We start from the raw sequence: 14,889 nt of genomic DNA on the forward strand, positions 1-14,889 counted from the left end.
TAGGGCTAATTGTGCATCTGCTGGGCAAACAAATTAGCCTGTAATTCAGAGCCGGCAATCGTTTTGACGATTTAGATAAAATTTTCAATGTGACACTTTAGGGTGCGGAATGTGGGATGATAGCGGCGGCGGTCATTACTGCCGTCGTCGATTCCGGCCCGACGGAGAGTTGTGGTGAGGAACCGAGCAGGGCATAGATGAGCAGCGGCGGTAGGATCGCCCATAATCCGGCGATCGGTTGTACTCCGGCCAGTTCCGCATAGGCCAGACATTGGGGAACGAGATAGGCCGCCACGGTGATCCCCGCAATGATATCTCCCCGCAACCAGGCCGAGCGATAGGATCGCAGACGCTTTAACCCGGGTAGGGAAAACCGCTCCCTAGAAAAATTTAATCGAGTAGGCATCCTCATCTCTTCTCCTGTCATCGAAGTTCGGCGTTGTGGGAATATTGGTGGCAAGAAAGCGTTAAATATCCGTGAGTGGGAATGTCTTTTTTGCGGGACTTTCCCTTCAAAAGCGACCTCGACCTTTAGCCCTGGCGGAAAACTTTCCTGTCGGCGAGCGATCGCGTTTTTCCTCGCCTCTCCAGAGGGTTATCAATAAAAGCGATCGCTATTTAGGGTTGGCTGAAAAAGTTTTTCGGTGGTGGCAGGGTGTGGCCCCCCAACGCCCCCGACATCGGGGGGGCAGGTGGGGTGTAGGGTTTTAGCGATTTTGAGGGGGTCAATTACCTAATTTTCAGGGAAAAAGTACCTGAATTTTCCACCCGATCACTCCGGGATCTGGCACTTTTTGGTTTCCAAAAAGTCTACAGGCCATTACCGCGATCGTGTAGGCGTTATTATTCATGCCGTTAATATTAAAATTAATCTGATAGGGCTGTCTACCCGTGGGTGATTGGAAGGGTAAAGAATAGGTTTCGCCCCGTTTCATTTCGACATTTTTCTGGAAGGCGCTATTGACTGAATTATCGGGATATTTGAGATTGATCGTCACTCCGTATTTGCCATCGTTTTCGGGAACCATTACCCCTTTAAAAGAGGCGAATTTCACCCCGGAGGGAACGGCGAAATCGGTGTTAAAGTTATTCTTTCCTATGGCATCGATCTGTTTGCGGATATGGGTCTGATTAGTGGCTACTTCCTTGAGGTACTGACAGTTTTTCGGAAGTTCGGTAGCCTGATCTTTGGTACTGGCGACAACGGCCATCGAGGTCAGTCCGAGGATTAAACCAGCCCAGAGAAAGCTGAAAGTTTTTGTCAACATGATAGTTTTTCCCGTTAAGTTTTTCTAAAATTGGCTCTTCGGGGACGATTAAAGATAATTAAGCCTTAATTGTCCCGCCTTGACTTTTTCCGTGACCAAAGTTCTCACTAATTCTAATTTTTGGCGCGGGACTTGGTCATTATCGCTCGCAGTGGAGCGAGTTCTCCTGTTTCTTCTGGGGTTAATTTTTGTGCGTCAACCCGTGAGATGTTCAGAGAATTGCTCCTCGTTTTTACTCTCCTAACCAAACACAAACCCCGCTCACATACCCAAGAAAGCTAGGATTCAATATTTACTACTAATATTTAACTTTGGCAGGCTCGGAGAAACTATCAAAATTCTGCAAATCTAACTTTTATTTTGTTAAAGAATTATCTCGCAAAGTTGCCGACGGACACTCACCGAACATTTTCTTATAATCTTTGGCAAATTGACCCATGTGCCAGAATCCCCACTGTAATGCGATCGCACTAACGGTAATTCCCCTACCCGCAGAGGCTTTTAGTTGTCGTCGTACCCCGTTAAGACGTTGAATTTTGAGATAAGTCGCAGGTCCCAGGCCAAAACATTCCTGAAAACCGTAACGGAGGGTACGTTCACTGATGTGAAGTTCTTGGCAAAGATCGAGGATCGAGAGGGGGCGATCGAGATTGTCCAGTAAGATCTCCTCTGCTCGCTTAATGTAGGGATGTCGTATTGAAGGGCGCAGCGGCGGATCGTTTTGATGGGAATCGAGTACATCTAGAACCAGAGAGATAAAATCCTCTCGGATCAGCGATTGCATAGCTGGCTCTAGAATTGTCTGGGGTTGTCTCCAGAAAAGCTCAAAAATATATCTTAAATGAGAGCGGAATCGTCTCAGGACAGTCGGCTCTGGTTGAATTGCCAGGGTTGAATCCGTAATTAAAGATGCTACCCCGAGCCGATCGGTTTGTTCGGCCTGGGAAAACAGAGAATCGTTATCGATAGTAACCAGAGCGAGGGGCAAGTTTCCCGATCGAAGCATATCGATTCCCCTGGAACTTTTCTGCAAGAGAGCGGAATTCGACGATAAAGAATACCCGTGCCACTTGAGGACTCGGGGTGTAGACAAGGGTATCCCGACGGTGATTGTCCCGGGAGGAGAATCCCCTTGAGAACGAATTCCTCGATTGTAAATCGGTCGGGCGAATTGTATGCCCCCGACTTGAGCTACGAACAGTTCCCCCTCGAAAGTTCCCGCCTCGATCGGTCGATGAACCATGTCCCAACGAAAAGCTCTCATCCGCGACCCTAGTTCATCGATATCGTGAAAAGTAATCGTCTCGATCAGGGGCTGTAAATTGATATTCATTTTGTCTGATTTGGGATAGCGGAATTATTAAAAATTATTAAGTATTATTGAGAGTTATTCTCTTGTAAATATGCAGGATACCTCACTAATCTTAATTGTAGAGTTTTTTGGCTTTTATGGGTTAATAACGTCAGACTCTGACTTTTTTCCTTGATTGAAAGAAATAGGGGTTTCTCGTTATCCGCAATATTTTTTAAAATTTATGGTCAATTCTTAATAAAAAAATTACCGAAAAGTTCTATCTATAAGTCTAAGTTTGCCATTTTTTGATAGCGATCGCTCTTACCAAGCGTCTATAATAGTCTTCTAGAGGCTAATAGATAGAAACTCGCTGTTTATTCAAGCAAGAAAATTTAGAAAGAAGATAGGAGATAAATACCCTTAAAATTGATGAGCAGGAGGAAATATTACCAATTAAAGGTTCGCTGCTATGAAATTCCGTCAATTGATGCGGGCAACAGAAAATAAATACAATCGGCTGCTGGCAAATCTGCTCTCGCTCTACATTATTTACCCGTTTTTAGTATATCTACCCCTGGGAGATTGGCTGATTTTCTTTTTCTTCTCCCTCTCTCTGATCATCGCCGTCTATCAGATCGATCGAAGTAAATTGGCTTTAAGATTTAATATCGGTCTGTTTTTGATTGCCCTCCTCCTGCGAGCATTCAGCACGATTATCCCTATTTATAGCGATTTCAACCGTTGGTTCGAGCTATCTAGTACATTAATTTCTCTAGCTTTTGTTAGTTTATGCGTGTACTCGATTTTACAAGAATTAATTCTCGCCGAACAGGTAACATCCGATATCATCAAAGGGGGAATTTGTGTCTATTTTCTCCTAGGATTTTTCTGGGCATCCGCTTATAGTATCGTCCAGATTTTTGAACCCGATTCCTTTAGCTCCGCCGCTAAAACCGTCAACCAGGCGGATCTACTTCATTTCAGCTTTACTACCCTGGCCACGGTTGGTTACGGTGATATAGTTCCTACCAGTAAAGTCGCTAGAGTTCTAGCCAATTTAGAAGGAATGACTGGAGTTCTCTATCCCGCCGTTTTTATCGCTCGTTTAGTCAGTTTACACAATGGTCGTTAACCAAAACAATCCAGCGCCTTGGAGAATATTAGATGATTATGCGTCGCTTTATGCCGATTCTTTCTGTACTTTTGCCTTGGGTCACTGCCGCAGGAGTCTTGGCGGAAATACCGACTCTATCCCAGGAAATCCGCCCAAAAACGGCGGAACAGGTGATCGAGCAACTCTGTGCTAATTTAACCAAACAGCGATCGTTCACCGTCAATATGGATGTCACCTATGACGATGTACTCGAATCCGGGGCGAAAGTTCAGTACAGTGCCTATCAAAACATCTGGGTAGAGAAACCCGATCGCCTGCGCTCGGACTACACTGGAGATGAACGAGTCACCCGCTTTTTTTACGACGGTAAAACCTTCACCCTCGCGGATCTGGAACGGGATCTATACGTCACCAAACCGGCTCCGAATACTCTAGATGAAGCCTTAGACCAAGTAGAGCAAAGGTACGGAATCACTATTCCCATGTCCAATCTGGCAGCCAACGATCCCTGTGCAGATCTAATGGCCGATGTCAGGCAAATTATTTTTATCGGCAACGACATGGTCAACCGCGAACCGATGTATCATCTGCTGCTGATCGGTAGCGATCGCGATTATCAAATCTGGGTCACGCAGGATGCCACCCCCCTACTGAGGAAAGCGATTATCACCTATAAAACTCTACCCGGTTCACCCCAGTACACGGCAATATTATCCGACTGGAATTTTAATCCCAGTACCCCCGCCGATACTTTCACTTTCCAACCGGGATCAGAGTCGATCCCTATCGAACTTCTACCCCCTAGGGATAATCAATCCCAGCAGTAAACCCTGTTCATAAAATGCGATCGCTTGTCGGTATTCCCCTAAATCAGCGTTTTGATATACTTTAAATATCTAACGAATTCGAGGTGGGATAATGAAGTCGCAGATTGGACGCTGGGGTAATTCTTTAGCGATTCGGATTCCCAAGTATGCGGTGGAAGCACTAAACCTCAATCCCAATGACGTTGTTGAATGTTCTGTGGAAAACGGAAAGCTAGTAATTGAGCTAATTCAAGCCTTGCCTGAGTTAAGCCTAGAAGAACTACTGGCTGAGGTTGTTGAATCACCGGAGCCGGAAGTGGATTGGGGACGGCCAATGGGAGAGGAGGTTTGGTGACATACATTCCAGAACGTGGAGATTTCCTGCGGTTGAGCTTCGACCCACAAATTGGGCATGAGCAAATGGGTAATCGTCCAGCACTGGTGGTAAGCCCTATTGATTTTAATCGCAAGATTGGTTTTGCCTTTGTCTGTCCGGTGAGCAATACGCAACGCCAGAACCCTTTCTACGTCAAGATTCCAGATGGAGAGGCAGTGACAGGAGTTATCATGGTAGATCAGCTGCGATCGTTGGACTTCCGAGCGAGAAAAGCGAGCTTTATCGGCAAGTGTCCAGAACAGTTGCTCCAGGATGTTCTCAGAAGAATTAAGCCGATTCTGTTCTGACAGGGACATTCTCAAAAGTCCCAGAAGAGCGATATTAATTATGAACCCAACCCAGATTTATTATAGAAAATGTTCCCGCCAGAGTTCGTGTAGAAACAGGAGAGCGTTTTTTTTGCACCAGAAACCGTCGAACGCTTGCAGAAAATAATCTGGGAAGATAAAAAAATCAAGGAGTCCGGGCCATGAAAAGATCTTTATGTCAAAACTTATGTGTTCTTGCCGCCCTCCTTTTGGGTACAAGTTTACTGGTAACGGATTATGTGGACGCTCGCGGTGGCGGTGGTGGCGGTAGTCGTGGCGGTGGTGGTGGTAGTCGTGGGGGTGGTGGAGCTTCCCCACGGGTTAACCGCAGTAGTGATCTGCAAAACCGAGGGAATTTTAGTAATCGTTCCCAACCCTCTAGAGATTTTTCTGGAAGACAGGGTGAACGGCAAACCGGTCAACAAAACCGTCAAGGGGAACGCACGGAAAGACAGGGTGAACGGCAAACCGGTCAACAAAACCGGCAGGGTGAACGCACCGAAAGACAGGGGGAAAGACAAACTAATCAACAAAACCGTCAAGGGGAACGCACCGAAAGACAGGGGGAAAGACAGGGGGAACGCACCGAAAGAACCGATACCCGTCAAGGGGAACGCAGCGAAAGACAGGGTGAACGGCAGCAGCAGGTTAGCGATCGCCAACAGAACCGTCAGAACTTTATTGACGATAATCGCAACGGTTACTGGCGTGGTGGCGGTTGGTACGGTGGCGGTTATTATGTCCCCCCGGGTTGGGGTTGGGTAGGGTTAACCACTGGCTTAGTCATCGGTTCAGCGATCGCTACTCTCCCCCCCTACTACAATACCGTCTATGTGGGTTCCACTTCCTACATTTACTCGGACGGCATCTATCTTCAGCCTAGCGGTAGTTCCTACACGGTGGTGGCCCCTCCCATCGGTGCGATTGTCACCTATCTTCCCGACGGCTGCACCACAATCACGGCTGACAATACGCTTTATTACAATTGTAGCGGTATCTACTATCAGCCCCTGTTTGAGAATGGTTCCACGGTTTATCAGGTGGTTCGCTTCTAATCGGTTTCTTCTTCATCAATAATTGCCGATCGATCTAATAATAATAAATCTCGCAGGCGATCGGTATCTAATTCTGTTAACCAATTTTCCCCAGCATCTACGGTTTGTTCCGCTAATTGTTTTTTGCTTTCGATCATCTCATTAATGCGTTCCTCTAGGGTTCCCGTACAGATGAATTTATGTACCTGAACATTGCGTTTTTGTCCGATGCGAAAAGCGCGATCGGTGGCCTGATTCTCTACGGCCGGATTCCACCATCGGTCGATATGAAAAACGTGATTAGCGCGGGTTAAATTTAATCCTGTTCCCCCCGCTTTCAGGGAGAGAATAAAAATCTTTGGTCCCTGGGGATCATTTTGAAAGCGCTCGATCATTTCTACCCGATCTTTTGCTTTGGTAGAACCGGAGAGAAATAATATTTCCTCGGCTAATTTTTTCTGGAGATGGGTTTGTAGGAGTTTTCCCCACTCGGCAAATTGTGTAAAAATTAAAGCTCGATCGCCTTCTGCTATCACTTCCTCTACCATGGCTTCTAAACGTAATAATTTTCCCGATCTTTGACTGGTTTCTAAACTATTTTCTTTCAAAAAATGGGCGGGATGATTACAAATTTGTTTTAGTTGCATTAGCAAGGTTAAAATTAATCCATGTTTCTGAATTCCTTGAATTTCTTCAATTTTCTGGAGCGTTGTCTCGACTAATTGTTGATAAAGTTGTCCCTGTTCTTTCGATAAACCACAAAAAATATTCATTTCCTGTTTTTCTGGTAAATCTTCAATAATATTTTTATCGGTTTTTAATCTCCGTAAAATAAAGGGACGGACAAGGGAACGTAAATTATGCAGGGATTCTTGATCGCCGTATTTTTCAATGGGAAGGGCAAAACGACGCTGGAAAAATGTTTGAGTTCCTAAAAAATTGGGATTGAGAAAATCCAAAATTGACCATAATTCCGTCAGGCGATTTTCTACGGGAGTTCCGGTTAAGGCAATGCGAAATCCTGCGGGTATTTTTCGCACTGCTTGGGATTGTTTAGCCGTAGAGTTTTTAATATTTTGAGCCTCATCTAAAACTAAACCTTGCCATTGTACTGCTTCCAAAGTGGACAGATCGCGATAGATTAAAGGATAACTGGTAATAACAACCGATTTATTTTTTACCTCTTGAGCAAAAGCTTTACCTTTTAATCTTTTTTCGCCATGATGCACAAAAACAGCCAGGGTGGGAGCGAATTTTCTTAATTCATGTTCCCAGTTATTAACCACAGAAGTGGGAGCCACCACTAACACGGGATTAACTAACATATCCTGTTCTTTTAATGCTAGTAAAAAAGCGATTAATTGCGGGGTTTTTCCTAAACCCATATCATCGGCTAAACAAGCACCTAAACCCCACTTTTCTAGGAAAGCTAACCAACTAACTCCCTTGATTTGATAGGGACGTAATTCCCCCCGAAATTCCCGCGGTGGGTTGATTAATTGAATCCCTTGATTGTTATTTAAATTATCAATTAATTCCTTTAATGCTCCCTCCGCTTGAAAATTAACTACCGGCAGTTTAGCAATTAGATTATTATCTCCTGAACTCAAGCGCAGGGCATCCTCTACCGAGAGATTAAGGGGAGTAATGGTATTATTTAAAATTGCCTGAGCTGCTTTGACATCCGTAGGTTGTAGGATTAACCATTTGCCCCCCACTTCCACCACTGGCGATTTTTTCTCTAATAACTTATCAAAATCTTTTTTCGATATTTCCTGTTCCCCTACCACTAATTTAAGCTGAAAGTTTAATAAACTGGTTAAACTTAATCTTTCTCCTTTTTTGGGAGTTACACTGGCAGCAATCTTAATTCCTAATCTTTGTTCATTACTACCAGCAGTTAACCCCGTTGGCAAAATTACCCCTAATCCCTGATCTTGCAATTGCCAAGCGATCGAGCGAATAAACTGATAAACTTCGATGGAATCAAGAGAACATTCCTCCGGGTGTCTTTGCTCTAAACTAATTCTAATTGGTTCGTACAATCGCGCCGCTAATCCCAATCCTTTTAAGAGAATTTCCTGAGGATTATTGACAACTCTTTGATAACTATGATAACTTTCTTTGCCCTCTAACCAAATCAACTTGGCACTAATGAGAAATTCGGGATCATCTAACGCTTGTAAATAATAGGTGAGTTTCCACACTGTCCCTAGACTGGGAGGTTGTAAAGATAAACAGACACGGTATTGATTCTCGATTAATTGGCGATTATTGCCATTAACCAAACTTTCTTGGATAGGAAACACCCAGTTATGATAAGCATTTTCTAGACGCTGTAAATTCTTGGCTTCTAAAGCAATCTCATGATGATCACCGCTTAAAGATTGTAGCCAGGGTTTTACCATCAATGACGGCGAAATATTAACAGTACTATCTATCTTTTGTCGCAAACGAGCATCGACAATATTTTTCAAGCAATCGAGAATAATTGTTTGTGGTTCGCTATTTTCTTGATAGGCAAGACAGACCGGGGGGATGGTTTGGATAAACTTAGCTAAACGAGTGCGATCGATGGTACTATCTAGCAGGGGATACCAGCAACTTTCACCCTGATTTATTCCCGCTAAAAACTTTCCCCTTGCTAATAAATCTAAACTCCAACGGTGCAAATACAGCCAAAATCGTAGATCATTGCCGATAAATTCGGCCTTAGCTAGGGGTAATTTCTCCCATAACCGCACTATCATCCCCGCAGAAAAAGTTAATCCCGATACCTGCCATGGTTGCCAAGACAAGGATTTAGCTGTGGGTTCGAGAATTTGCCCCGACAGCAGCGGTAAAAAATATTTTTTCCTAGGGGGGGAATAACTAGGTAAACTGAGCTTGATTGATTCTGGAGAATACCGGTCAAGCTGAGGAGAAAATTTCTCGATAAATTGGGCTAATGCCCCAGATTCTAGACAAAAAGGATGATTTTCCTTTGTTTCACTTAATTCCTTCCCTTGCCACTGTTCACCCCAAAGAAAAAAAACACTATCTTGCGAACGAATCAGCCAATTACCGTGTAGAGTAGTCATTATGAAATAGGGAAATTCCTCTAAAAAACTTGCTGTTGAAAAGGTAACAAATCTCGATTTTGTCGCTTCTTCTGACGTTAAGAGCCTCTAATCTTCTATTTTAGTGGACAAGGGCTGATTTCTCAAGCAGAATCTAGTTAAGCGATTAGCCCCGATCGAATGGTTATTATCAGTAATAATAAATAGATTTATTTTTAAACTATGTACAAATCGATCGCCCTCACCCTCGTCCTCAGTCTTCCCCTGAACTTCTCCCTAGTTGGTTATGGGGAAGATTTAAACCACCTACAGCAATTATTATCCACCCGAAAATGTCCCCAATGCGATCTGAGCGGTTCGGGGTTAGTGCAATCGAATCTAGTCGGGGCAAAATTAAATGGGGCCAATCTCGTCGGGGCCAATCTTAGTCAAGCTAATTTAAGTGGGGCGGATCTGAGTGGCGCAAATTTAACTGGAGCCTCTCTTTTTGGTGCTAATCTCACTGGAGCGAACTTAACCGGGGCAATCTTGACGGGTGCGGATTTAAGAGGCACTTATCTCAATAATGCTAACCTCGACAACACCAAACTAGACACTGCATACGTGCAGGGTGCGGTGGGAATTCCCAGTAGTGCCGGTACTCCTGAACTATTCTATGGTCTAGGAATGGTGGAAGGAAAACAGGGACGCACCAGCGCCGCTATAGAAAATTTTAATAAGGCCTTGACAATTAACTCAGAATATGCTCCAGCTTATCTGGCCCGGGCCATGGCTCACTATCGTCTGGGACAAAATGCGCTAGCAGCCCAGGACGCTCAAATGGCTTCGACTCTCTTTGAACGACAAGGTAATACCCCCGGTTACGAAGCGGCAGAGAATTTTATTAAAGGCATGGAAATCGCCCTAAAACCGCGAGAACAAGGTGGTGGCAACGCTCAATTAGACCAAATGGTGCAGGGGATTGGTTCTCTGCTCTTACAGTTTGTTTTACCCGCTTTGGGACTGTTTTAGTCCTCGTCCGCTGGCTCTTCTAAATGTTCCGAGACCGCGTAATAAAGGTCAAGAACATGATGATCGGCAAGACGATAAAAGACTCTCCGTCCCTGTTTTTGGTATTTAACTAATCTTAAGGCTCTTAGGGTTCTTAACTGGTGCGATACGGCCGATTCACTCATCCCTAAGTCGTCGGCTAAGTCACAAACACATAATTCTCGTTTGGCTAAAAGCGATAGAATTCTTAGGCGGTTGGCATCCCCCAAAAGGCTGAAAAATTCGGCCATTTTTTGGGCTTTTTCTAGTTCTAATCCCTGCAAGTGCTGGAATTTCGCCTCTTGGTGATGGGATTCCCCACAAACCGGTGCTATTTTCTCTAGGGCCATATTTTTTCCTGATCGGTTATTAAGGGAAAGTTGAGAAAGGGAGGTATCGATCGAATCTTCCATGCCGATACTTGTCCCCTTCTCCCCAATAACTAAATTTAACCGCAAATACAACTCTGGTGTCCACAGCCTTTCCCGTCAACGTGACCATCGGCACAAGCTTGGGAACAGTAGTATTTATCGTTTTCTTTGATGGCATCGGCGATCGATACTTGACACGTACAGGATTCACAAGCACATTTCATGGTGGTGACAGCGATCATGGTTACTACCTCGGAACTTCTTTACTGACTTTAGTATAACATCTGAACAGATGTTCATGGATTGAATAAAGTTAAATTTTTCTAAAACTCAGAGGGGAAAGTTAGAGCAGTCATCTCATATTTACTGCTCACTGATTACTGCTCACTGTTTACTGTGTTTAGACGCGGAACAGCCTACCAACGATCGCCAGCATCGTAAATTGTTAAACGTCCGACTCCTAGAGCTAATCCGGGAGAATTGTCTCCGGGGGGATAAGCAGTAATTCCAAACTGATAGACACCACCATAATCGGGATTTCGTACTGGTTTCAGACCGATGGAAACGGTATTACCGGGGGGGACAGGAGGATCAAAAATGACCGTAATCGTCTGAGTATTGGGGTCAAAAGTGGTGGATTTTAGGGTTAATTTTTCGCCTCGCTGATTGCGATCGCCAAGAAAAGCAAAGGTTTGATCGAGAAGAAAAGCAATAGTTTGAATATTAGGCTGCTGTTGTATGGTTACTTTACCCAAGGGCGCCCCGAGAGACGGCGGTAGAGCGATGGTAAGATAGTATTTGGCTCCCCAAGCACGCACGGATTGGAAAGTAGCGGAGAAATTAACCAGAGTGGGAGAACTCTCAAAAAATACTCTGCCGTCGGGAAATTGTCCTGCAAGGGAGACAGAAGCATCAAAAGCGAGTATAGCAATCAAAGCGAGTTTAGATAGACTTTCAGTCTGTTTTAAAGGCAAAAAAGGAATTTTCAAGGTAAAAGCTACTATAAAATATTGATTGTCAAGAGGAATTATACCAAATTCACTTAACCCTAAACCGCTGCCATTATCAGTGATCAGTGATCAGTGATCAGTTGTTTTCTCCCCACACCCCACACCGCACTTCCCCAACCCCCAACAGCTAACCCCCAACTTGCAATGTATCTCGAACACCTACATCTTCACAGTTTTAGAAATTATGCCGAACAGTTGCTAAAATTCGAGTCCAAAAAAACAATATTATTGGGCAATAATGCTCAGGGAAAATCCAATTTACTAGAAGCGATCGAACTTTTGGCGACTCTCAAGAGCCATCGAGTCAGCAAGGATCGGGATCTGGTGCTAGAATCGGACTCGGAGGCGAGAATTTTTGCTAGGGTTAATCGTCTTTATGGAGCATCAGAATTAAGTTTAATTCTCCGTTCTTCCGGTCGTCGCACCGTGATCCGTGACCGTCAACCCCTGCGCCGTCATCTCGATTTTTTGGGCGTGATTAATGCGGTACAATTTTCTAGTCTCGATCTGGATTTAGTGCGCGGTGGTCCGGAAGCTCGCCGAGATTGGTTAGATACTTTATTAATTCAATTGGAACCCCTATACGTTCATATTTTACAGCAATATAATCAGGTTTTACGACAAAGAAATGCTCTCTTAAAAGAGATTCGTAAACAGGAATTAGAGGGAAAAGTTTATGGGGATTTATCCCAGCTAAAACTCTGGGATTTACAACTAGCAGAAACCGGTTCAAGAGTAACGAGAAGAAGGGCGCGAGTCCTGCAAAGATTAATTCCTTTAGCCCAAAAATGGCACGAAAGTATTAGCGGAAAAACCGAACTTTTAGAATTACAATATATTCCTAATGTGCCTTGGGTAGAAGATGATGTCAATGGAGTACAAAGGGCTTTTTTAGATAAGATTGAAACCCGTCGTTTGGCAGAGAAACAACTAGGGACATCGGTAGTCGGTCCGCACCGGGATGAAGTGGATTTTTTAATTAACCAAAACCCCGCTAAATCCTACGGTTCCCAAGGACAACAAAGAACCTTAGTTTTAGCCTTGAAATTAGCGGAATTACAGTTATTAGAGCAGATTATCGGGGAACCTCCCCTACTACTCCTCGATGATGTTTTAGCGGAATTAGATATCGAACGACAAAATCAATTATTAGATGCGATCGAAGACCGTTTTCAAACTTTAATTACCACCACTCATCTCAGTTCTTTTGAGTCCCGTTGGTTGCAATCTTCCCAAGTATTTTCTGTCAAAAAGGGACATATTTTTTATTAACCTATAGCCTCTCGTTATTTTGCTCTTTGTCTATATATACCCATAATAACAAAACAGGCCGCAGGCCTGTTTCACTATTAGATTAAGAATAATTAATCCTACCTAATCTCGCGGACTACCGGCTTACCGTCGATAATTTCACCGACGAGAATCAGATCAGCAACCCCGACAAATAAACCATTTTCTAAAACCCCCGGCATATTATTAATAGTTCTTTCCAAATCAGCCGGATCATCGATACTATCAAATTTAACATCGATAACTAAATTGCCTTGATCTGTCACCACGGGGCCAGCTTTTTTCACTCCCATGCGGAGAGAAGGTTTACCACCAAGGGCCTCTAATTTCAGCATCACCGGAGTCATGGCCATGGGTAACACTTCCACCGGCAAAAGAAAAGTCGATCCCAACTTATCCACCAGCTTATTGCCATCCACTACCACGACAAAAATATCGGCGAGACTATCGACAATTTTCTCCTGAGTATGGGCAGCACCGCCGCCTTTAATCAGGTTTTTCTGGGGATCCACCTCATCGGCCCCATCGATAGCGATATCCATCTTTGCGATGACATCGAGGGTAGTGAGGGGAATTCCGTACTTCCTAGCCAAAACTTGCGCTTGAAAAGAAGTAGGAACCCCGACAATATTGCTGATTTCCCCGCTTTGCAGTCTAGCGCCCAGATACTCGATCGCGTAGGCCGTTGTTGAACCAGTTCCCAATCCCACGACCGAATTAGATTGAACTAGATTAGCGGCGGCTTTACCGACCTCCTGTTTCATGATAATGATCGGATCGATTGCTGTCATGATGCACATTCCTAAAAGCGATGTTTTGAACCTCTTAGTTATCGGCTATCCCTTGCCCTCTTGTCAATGGAATTAGGGATTAGTGGCCTGAGCTGCTAACATTTCCTTGAGTTTAGCCAATTCATTAGCCCAACGGGGATCTGGCTGTAAAGCGTCACCATCGCCGGTAACTTTCGGGGTACTACTGCCACCCCGTTCAGCCTTGCGTTTTTTGCCGCCGCCGCCACCACCACTGGATTTGCGCGGTGCTGCCGTCGTCGGTTTCGGAGTCGGTCTTTCGACTTTTTCCGGGGTTTCTACGCTGGCCTCCGGCCCTTCTGCTTCTTCTCCTTCTTCTTTACCTCCCTTGCTGCGGGGGAGAGCTTTCTCGATTTTGATCGGGTTTTCCATGAAGGATTGGCCGTTGTATTTTTCGATAAACTGGTCAGCTAGTTCATCGCTAGGGACGGTAACGAAGGCAAAACCGCGACATTTGCCAGTTTTGCGATCTTTGATGACTTTAGTGGTAATCGTATCCCCTTCATCGGCAAAAAGCGCCTGTAATTTTTCGCGCTCGACGGATTCTTTGGGCAAATTACCAACGTATAGACGAACGGACATGATGGATTCCTCCAAGTATAGGGTGATTTGACATACTCCCACCGTCAAGCTACGCTGTGACGGGGGATTCTTTCCACATTGCTGTTAGAAATTCCTTGTTCAACGAGACAGCTTAGATTCTCAATGTCTCCATTAAGAATCCAGAGGCCGGACTCTCCCAAGGCGTTTGGGTCGGTTTCTGTTTGCCCAACAGTACCGTTGAGATAATTTCCCAAATATTGTAACCCTTTTTTAAGAATATTTATTGCTGCATTATGATCCCTATCTAAGACTGTTTTACAGTTAGGACATTGATGAGTTCTAGTGCTTAATGTTTTTTGCACTCTCGTCCCACAAACTGAACAATCTTGAGAAGTGAAATGCGGCGGCACAGCAACACAAACAATCCGATAAATCTTGGCAAAATAATTCAACCATTCAGTGAATTGATACCAAGAAGCATCGGAAATCGACTTGGCAAGCTTACGGTTTTTGACTAAGTTTCTTACCTTTAAAGCTTCATAGACTACCAGATCATT

At 44.4% G+C, this 14,889-nt stretch carries 16 protein-coding genes and 1 pseudogene; 7 read left to right on the plus strand and 10 right to left on the minus strand.

The annotated features are described in order from the left end of the window. Positions 1 to 112 precede the first annotated feature (112 nt). The 3 genes and pseudogenes from EWV68_RS11175 to EWV68_RS11185 all read right to left on the minus strand — a co-directional run. Positions 113 to 412 (minus strand): annotated as a pseudogene (locus tag EWV68_RS11175) (SulP family inorganic anion transporter); the annotation flags it as partial. Between the two features lie 328 nt (positions 413 to 740). Further along, complete coding sequence (locus EWV68_RS11180; RefSeq protein ID WP_287169808.1) at positions 741 to 1,268, minus strand: hypothetical protein; 528 nt, start codon at positions 1,266 to 1,268, stop codon at positions 741 to 743. A gap of 355 nt (positions 1,269 to 1,623) precedes the next feature. Beyond that, positions 1,624 to 2,601 (minus strand): helix-turn-helix domain-containing protein, encoded by a 978-nt coding sequence (locus EWV68_RS11185; protein WP_287169809.1) that lies wholly within the window; start codon positions 2,599 to 2,601, stop codon positions 1,624 to 1,626. Between the two features lie 430 nt (positions 2,602 to 3,031). On the opposite strand from EWV68_RS11185, the gene EWV68_RS11190 reads away from it, so the two are divergent. The 5 genes from EWV68_RS11190 to EWV68_RS11210 all read left to right on the plus strand — a co-directional run bounded on the left by EWV68_RS11190 (position 3,032) and on the right by EWV68_RS11210 (position 6,242). After that, positions 3,032 to 3,694 carry a potassium channel family protein gene (locus EWV68_RS11190; protein ID WP_061431143.1) on the plus strand — a complete coding sequence of 221 codons (663 nt, stop codon included), beginning with the start codon at positions 3,032 to 3,034 and terminating at the stop codon, positions 3,692 to 3,694. Between the two features lie 32 nt (positions 3,695 to 3,726). After that, positions 3,727 to 4,503, plus strand: a complete 777-nt coding sequence (locus tag EWV68_RS11195) for a DUF2092 domain-containing protein (RefSeq protein ID WP_287169810.1) — start codon at positions 3,727 to 3,729, stop codon at positions 4,501 to 4,503. A 91-nt stretch (positions 4,504 to 4,594) separates the two neighbouring features. Further along, entirely contained in the window at positions 4,595 to 4,837 is a 243-nt protein-coding gene (locus EWV68_RS11200) for an AbrB/MazE/SpoVT family DNA-binding domain-containing protein (protein WP_002772118.1), read from the plus strand. Next, positions 4,834 to 5,166, plus strand: coding sequence for a type II toxin-antitoxin system PemK/MazF family toxin (locus tag EWV68_RS11205; RefSeq protein ID WP_147072359.1), 333 nt, complete (start codon positions 4,834 to 4,836; stop codon positions 5,164 to 5,166). Before EWV68_RS11200 ends, EWV68_RS11205 begins: the two co-directional genes overlap by 4 nt. A gap of 182 nt (positions 5,167 to 5,348) precedes the next feature. Then, complete coding sequence (locus tag EWV68_RS11210) at positions 5,349 to 6,242, plus strand: DUF6515 family protein (protein WP_287169812.1); 894 nt, start codon at positions 5,349 to 5,351, stop codon at positions 6,240 to 6,242. Here the strand turns inward: EWV68_RS11210 and EWV68_RS11215 are convergent. Next, positions 6,239 to 9,301 carry a sll1366 family intein-prone helicase gene (locus EWV68_RS11215; protein WP_287169814.1) on the minus strand — a complete coding sequence of 1,021 codons (3,063 nt, stop codon included), beginning with the start codon at positions 9,299 to 9,301 and terminating at the stop codon, positions 6,239 to 6,241. The genes EWV68_RS11210 and EWV68_RS11215 overlap by 4 nt on opposite strands. Positions 9,302 to 9,502: 201 nt before the next feature. Between EWV68_RS11215 and EWV68_RS11220 the strand changes: the two genes are divergently transcribed. Next, entirely contained in the window at positions 9,503 to 10,291 is a 789-nt protein-coding gene (locus tag EWV68_RS11220; protein WP_012263945.1) for a pentapeptide repeat-containing protein, read from the plus strand. Here EWV68_RS11220 and EWV68_RS11225 read toward each other — a convergent pair. The 3 genes from EWV68_RS11225 to EWV68_RS11235 all read right to left on the minus strand — a co-directional run bounded on the left by EWV68_RS11225 (position 10,288) and on the right by EWV68_RS11235 (position 11,669). Beyond that, complete coding sequence (locus EWV68_RS11225) at positions 10,288 to 10,722, minus strand: ArsR/SmtB family transcription factor (RefSeq protein WP_172963168.1); 435 nt, start codon at positions 10,720 to 10,722, stop codon at positions 10,288 to 10,290. The genes EWV68_RS11220 and EWV68_RS11225 overlap by 4 nt on opposite strands. Before the next feature lie 35 nt (positions 10,723 to 10,757). Next, a complete protein-coding gene (locus tag EWV68_RS11230; RefSeq protein ID WP_287169815.1) occupies positions 10,758 to 10,922 on the minus strand; it encodes a metallothionein in 165 nt (54 codons plus the stop codon). A 174-nt stretch (positions 10,923 to 11,096) separates the two neighbouring features. After that, positions 11,097 to 11,669: a DUF2808 domain-containing protein gene (locus EWV68_RS11235; protein ID WP_287169816.1), complete on the minus strand. Its 573-nt coding sequence runs from the start codon at positions 11,667 to 11,669 to the stop codon at positions 11,097 to 11,099. Between the two features lie 165 nt (positions 11,670 to 11,834). On the opposite strand from EWV68_RS11235, the gene recF reads away from it, so the two are divergent. After that, complete coding sequence (gene recF, locus EWV68_RS11240) at positions 11,835 to 12,962, plus strand: DNA replication/repair protein RecF (protein ID WP_061431132.1); 1,128 nt, start codon at positions 11,835 to 11,837, stop codon at positions 12,960 to 12,962. 98 nt (positions 12,963 to 13,060) lie between these two features. On the opposite strand, the gene rpiA is transcribed toward recF, so the two are convergent. The 3 genes from rpiA to EWV68_RS11255 form a co-directional block, all read right to left on the minus strand. Continuing rightward, positions 13,061 to 13,771, minus strand: a complete 711-nt coding sequence (gene rpiA, locus EWV68_RS11245) for a ribose-5-phosphate isomerase RpiA (RefSeq protein WP_008198690.1) — start codon at positions 13,769 to 13,771, stop codon at positions 13,061 to 13,063. A 72-nt stretch (positions 13,772 to 13,843) separates the two neighbouring features. After that, on the minus strand, positions 13,844 to 14,371 hold the full coding sequence (locus tag EWV68_RS11250; RefSeq protein WP_002797628.1) for an RNA recognition motif domain-containing protein: 528 nt from the start codon (positions 14,369 to 14,371) through the stop codon (positions 13,844 to 13,846). Positions 14,372 to 14,415: 44 nt separating this feature from the next. After that, on the minus strand, positions 14,416 to 14,889 hold a 474-nt coding region (locus EWV68_RS11255; RefSeq protein WP_287169817.1), incomplete at its 5' end, for an RNA-guided endonuclease InsQ/TnpB family protein.

Source organism: Microcystis sp. M_QC_C_20170808_M9Col (assembly GCF_007095495.1).
Taxonomy (GTDB): domain Bacteria; phylum Cyanobacteriota; class Cyanobacteriia; order Cyanobacteriales; family Microcystaceae; genus Microcystis; species Microcystis aeruginosa.

Coding starts and splice junctions, on each gene's coding strand:
- EWV68_RS11180 (WP_287169808.1), bottom strand. CDS start 1,268: ATGTTGACAAAAACTTTCAGCTTTCTCTGGGCTGGTTTAATCCTCGGA.
- EWV68_RS11185 (WP_287169809.1), bottom strand. CDS start 2,601: ATGAATATCAATTTACAGCCCCTGATCGAGACGATTACTTTTCACGAT.
- EWV68_RS11190 (WP_061431143.1), top strand. CDS start 3,032: ATGAAATTCCGTCAATTGATGCGGGCAACAGAAAATAAATACAATCGG.
- EWV68_RS11195 (WP_287169810.1), top strand. CDS start 3,727: ATGATTATGCGTCGCTTTATGCCGATTCTTTCTGTACTTTTGCCTTGG.
- EWV68_RS11200 (WP_002772118.1), top strand. CDS start 4,595: ATGAAGTCGCAGATTGGACGCTGGGGTAATTCTTTAGCGATTCGGATT.
- EWV68_RS11210 (WP_287169812.1), top strand. CDS start 5,349: ATGAAAAGATCTTTATGTCAAAACTTATGTGTTCTTGCCGCCCTCCTT.
- EWV68_RS11215 (WP_287169814.1), bottom strand. CDS start 9,301: ATGACTACTCTACACGGTAATTGGCTGATTCGTTCGCAAGATAGTGTT.
- EWV68_RS11220 (WP_012263945.1), top strand. CDS start 9,503: ATGTACAAATCGATCGCCCTCACCCTCGTCCTCAGTCTTCCCCTGAAC.
- EWV68_RS11225 (WP_172963168.1), bottom strand. CDS start 10,722: ATGGAAGATTCGATCGATACCTCCCTTTCTCAACTTTCCCTTAATAAC.
- EWV68_RS11230 (WP_287169815.1), bottom strand. CDS start 10,922: ATGATCGCTGTCACCACCATGAAATGTGCTTGTGAATCCTGTACGTGT.
- recF (WP_061431132.1), top strand. CDS start 11,835: ATGTATCTCGAACACCTACATCTTCACAGTTTTAGAAATTATGCCGAA.
- rpiA (WP_008198690.1), bottom strand. CDS start 13,771: ATGACAGCAATCGATCCGATCATTATCATGAAACAGGAGGTCGGTAAA.
- EWV68_RS11250 (WP_002797628.1), bottom strand. CDS start 14,371: ATGTCCGTTCGTCTATACGTTGGTAATTTGCCCAAAGAATCCGTCGAG.